The organism is Pseudomonas sp. BMS12 (assembly GCF_001592875.1).
Lineage (GTDB): Bacteria > Pseudomonadota > Gammaproteobacteria > Pseudomonadales > Pseudomonadaceae > Aquipseudomonas.
In genome coordinates, this window is the sequence record NZ_LSOF01000006.1 from 104,349 (window position 1) to 108,915 (window position 4,567).

Here is a 4,567-nt window from a genome sequence, read left to right on the forward strand (position 1 = left end):
CGGAAAACTGGACCGCGCCGCGCTGCCGGAGCCGAGCTGGCAGAGCCAGTCCTTTGAAGCGCCGCAAACCGATAACGAACGCATCCTCGCCGCCATCTGGGCCGAAGTGCTGGGTGTCGAGCGAGTAGGGCGCCAGGATCACTTCTTCGAGCTGGGCGGCGATTCCATCGTCGCGTTGCAGGTGGTCAGCCGCGCTCGCCAACAGGGGCTGGGCCTGACGCCCAAGGACCTGTTCCAGCAACAGACCCTGACCCAACTGGCCGGGGTTGCCCGCAGCGTCGCCGCACCGTTGGCCGATCAGGGACCGGTGACCGGCGCGGCACCGTTGCTGCCGATCCAGGCGCGTCTGCTGGCGCGCGAAGGCCTGGCCCCGTGCAACCAGTACCTGCTACTGGAACTGGCCGAGCCGCTGCCGGCAGTCCAGCTGGAGCGGGCCCTGCAAGCCCTGGTTCAACACCACGACGCCCTGCGCCTGCGCTTCGAGCAGCGCGATGGCCAATGGCAGCAAGTGCATGCCACCGAAGCAGGCAGCCCTCTGCTGCAACAGGTAGAACTGGCCGCCGGCGAAGACCCGCAGTCGCACTACGACGCTATCCAGCGCAGCCTCGATCCGGCCAGCGGCTCGCACCTGCGCGGCCTCTACCTGACCCAGCCAGGCCAACCGGATCGCCTGCTGCTGTCCATCCACCACCTGGTGGTCGATGGCGTGTCCTGGCGCGTGTTGCTGGAAGACCTGCAGCGCGCCTGCCTGCAACTGGCCAGCGGCCTGGCAGTGCAGCTGCCGAGCAAGACCAGCGCCTTCAAAACCTGGGGCGAACGCCTGGCCGGCTGGAACGTGGACGCGCAATTGCCGTACTGGCAGGCCCAGCAGACCGGCGGCGAGCTGCCCCTGCAGAGCCAGGAGGCGGGCACCGAAGGAACCCGCAAGCGTATCGAGCTGAGTCTGGAGGCCGGCTTCACTCGCGACCTGCTGCAAGCCGGCCAGCGGGCCTATCGCCTGCGTGCCGACGAGTTGCTGCTGACCGCTCTGAGCCGCGTGCTATGCAGCTGGAGCGAGCAGCCGGCGCTGACCCTGCACCTGGAAAGCCATGGCCGCGCGCCGCTGTTCGAGGATATCGACCTGTCGCGCAGCGTCGGCTGGTTTACCAGCCTCTACCCCGTGCGCCTGCAACCCGAGACCGAGCTGGCTGCCAGCCTCAAGGCGATCAAGGAGCAACTGCGCGCTGTGCCCGATCTGGGCCTGGGCTTTGGTCTACTGGTCCAACAAGGTCAATTGACCGAGCGCGCGCCGCAACTGCTGTTCAACTACCTGGGCCAGTTCGACCAGGGCGAGGGCGGCTTGCGTCTGCGCGAAGGCGGCCTGTGGCGCGAAGCCGATGCGCCCATGGACGCTCCATTGGTCATCAACGCCGAGCAGCGTGGCGGTACCCTGCAGCTGCACATCGACTTCAACCCTGCGCAGCTGGCGCGCACCACCCTGGAGGGCCTGGTCGCACGCCTGCAGGATGAGTTGCGCAGCATCGCCCAGCACTGTGCCAAGGTCTCGCCACGGCTGACGCCCAGCGATGTGCCGCTGGCCGGTCTGAGTCAGGTCGAACTGGATGCACTGGCCGGCGTGGAAGATATCCACCCGCTGTCGCCGCTGCAGCAGGGCCTGCTGTTCCACAGCCAGCTGGAAGGTGCCGGCAGCTATGTCAGCCAGCTGCTGCTGCCGTTCACCGGCCTTGATCCACTGCGCCTGCAAAGCGCCTGGCGCCAGGTGCTGGCGCGCCATGGCGTGCTGCGCAGCCGCTTCCTGCTGGGCGAGCGCCCGCTGCAACTGGTGCAGGCTGAGGTCGAACTGGACTGGCAGGATCTCGACTGGCGCGGCGTTGCCGATTTCGAGGCGCAGCTGCAGGCCTTCTGCAGCGCCGAGCGTGAGCGCGGCTTTGCCCTCGACCAGGCGCCGCTACTGCGCCTGGCGCTGATCCAGCGCGACGCCGGTGACTTCGTGCTGGTCTGGACCCTGCACCATCTGTTGCTGGACGGCTGGAGCAACGGCCTGCTGTTCGCCGAGGTGCTGGCCCTGTATCACGGTGATCGCCTGCCGGCACCGGGCGGTCAGTTCCGCGACTACATCCACTGGCTCGAAGGCCAGGATGCGGCTACCGAGCAGGCCTTCTGGCGTGAACAGCTGGCCCCGCTGGATGGCTCAACCCGCATCGCTGGCTGCCTGCCGTGCCGCACACCGGGGCAGGACCATGCCCGTCATCCGCTGCCGCTGGATAGCGCCACCGAACAACGAATTCGCGGCTTCGCCCAACGTCACGGCCTGACCCTTAACACCCTAGTACAGGCCGCCTGGGCCTTGCTGCTGGCGCGCCTGACCGGCAAGCGCAGCCTGTGCTTCGGCGCCACCGTGGCCGGTCGACCGATCGAGCTGGGCGGCAGCGAGCAGATGCTTGGCCTGTTTATCAACAGCCTTCCCGTTGCCGTGCAACTGCCGGCCGAGCAGCCGCTGGGCGACTGGCTGGCCGCGCTGCAGGTGCAGAACCTGCAGCTGCGCGAGCACGAACACAGCCCGCTGCACGATATCCAGCGCTGGGTCGGCAGCGCCGGCGAGGCGCTGTTCGACAGCCTGCTGGTGTTCGAGAACTATCCGCTGGGCGAGGCGCTCAAGCAGGCCGAGCGCGGCGAGCTGCGTTTGGGCATGCCACAAAGCCACGAGTTCACTCACTACCCGATGACCCTGGCCGTGCTGCCGGGCAGCCGCCTGGAGCTGCTGCTGGCCTACGACCGCGCGCACTTCGATGCCGACGGCATCGCTCAGGTCGAGGCGTTGCTGCGCCAGGCCCTGGCGCAGGTCTGCGGCGACCCAGCGCGTGCGCTAGGCAGCCTGGCGCTGGCTTCCGCCGGTGAACAGGCGCAGCTGGCCGAATGGAATACCCCGCGTCAGGCCTTCGATGCCGCGCGCCTGCTGCCCGAACTGATTGCCGAACAGGCACGCCTGCGTCCCGAGGCCATTGCCCTGGTGCATGGCAGTGAGCGGATTGCCTTTGCCGAGCTGGAGGTCCGTGCCAATCGCCTGGCCAGCCTGCTAGTTGCCCATGGCGTACGCCCGGAATCCCGCGTCGGTGTCTCGCTGGAGCGCGGCAACGCGATGATCGTGGCCATGCTGGCGGTGCTGAAGTCCGGCGGCGCTTTCGTGCCGCTGGATCCGGATTATCCGCGTGAACGTCTCAGCTATATGGTCGAGGACTCGGGGCTGAAGTGGCTGATTACATCGTCCAACCTGGCCGAGCGTCTGCCGCTAGGTGAGAGCGTCGGGCCGCTGTATCTGGATCAGCTGGATCTCGCTGCTTTCGAGGCTTCGGCTCCGGCAGTGCAGCTGCATCCGCTCAATCTGGCCTACCTGATCTACACCTCCGGTTCCACCGGCCAGCCCAAAGGCGTGGCGGTGAACCATCTCGGCCTGAGCATGCATGTGCAGACCATCGGTCAGCGTTACGGCATGACCCCGGACGATGTGGAGCTGCACTTCGCCTCGATCAGCTTCGACGGCGCCCTGGAGCGCTGGACCGTACCGCTGGCGTTCGGCAGCCGCCTGGTGATTCGTGACCAAGAGCTGTGGAGCGCGGAGAAGACCTGCCAGGTCATTGCCGACGAAGGCGTGACCATCTCCTGCCTGCCGCCGAGCTATGCCATGCAGCTGCTGGACTGGGTGGAGTCGGAAAAGGCCGCGGAGGCTGCTGCGCTAGGCCAGCCGTCGTTGAAAGCGGCTTCGGAATGCTCATTGACTGACGTGTCAACTGCGCTTCCTCAGCCGCTTTCGCCTAGCCTGGCCGTCGCTCGCGACGCCTCCACGACCTTTTCGAGAATGGCGGTGCGTTCCTGGACTCTGGGTGGCGAAGCCTTTACCCGCGAAACCTACGAGCGCCTGCAGAAGGTGCTGCAGCCGCAACGGATCATCAATGGCTACGGCCCGACCGAGACGGTGGTGACCCCGCTGATCTGGGAAGCCTATCCGGGGGACTCCTTCGAGGCGGCCTACGCGCCCATCGGCAACCCGGTCGGTCCGCGCAGCCTCTATGTTCTCGATACCGAACTCAACCTGCTGCCCATCGGCGTGGCTGGCGAGCTGTATATCGGCGGCGAAGTGGGCCTGGCTCGCGGTTACTTCCAGCGCCCTGAACTGACTGCCGAGCGCTTCCCGCCCGATCCGTTTGGCGCAGCCGGGGAGCGCATGTACCGCACCGGCGATCTGGTGCGCTGGCGTGAAGACGGCACCCTGGATTACCTGGGTCGCGTCGATCATCAGGTGAAGATCCGCGGCTTCCGCATCGAACTGGGCGAAATCGAGAGCCAGTTGCTGGCCCTGGAAGTGGTGCAGGAAGCGGCGGTGATTGCCCGTGAGACGCCAACTGACAAGCAGCTGGTCGGGTATGTGGTGCTGAAACACCCCTCTCCCTCTGGGAGAGGGGATGGGGGTGAGGGAGATTCCGAGCGGCACGCTGAGTCTGAGTCGCACGCCGAGACCCTCACCGGTACGCCGGCCGCCCCAGCCCTCTCCCAAAGGGAGAGGGGGCTA

Annotated in this window: 1 protein-coding gene; it reads left to right on the forward strand. The window is 66.9% G+C overall.

Features of this window, described 5'->3' with window-relative positions:
* On the forward strand, nucleotides 1-4,567 hold a 4,567-nt coding region (locus AYB31_RS06600; protein WP_201787425.1), incomplete at both ends, for a condensation domain-containing protein.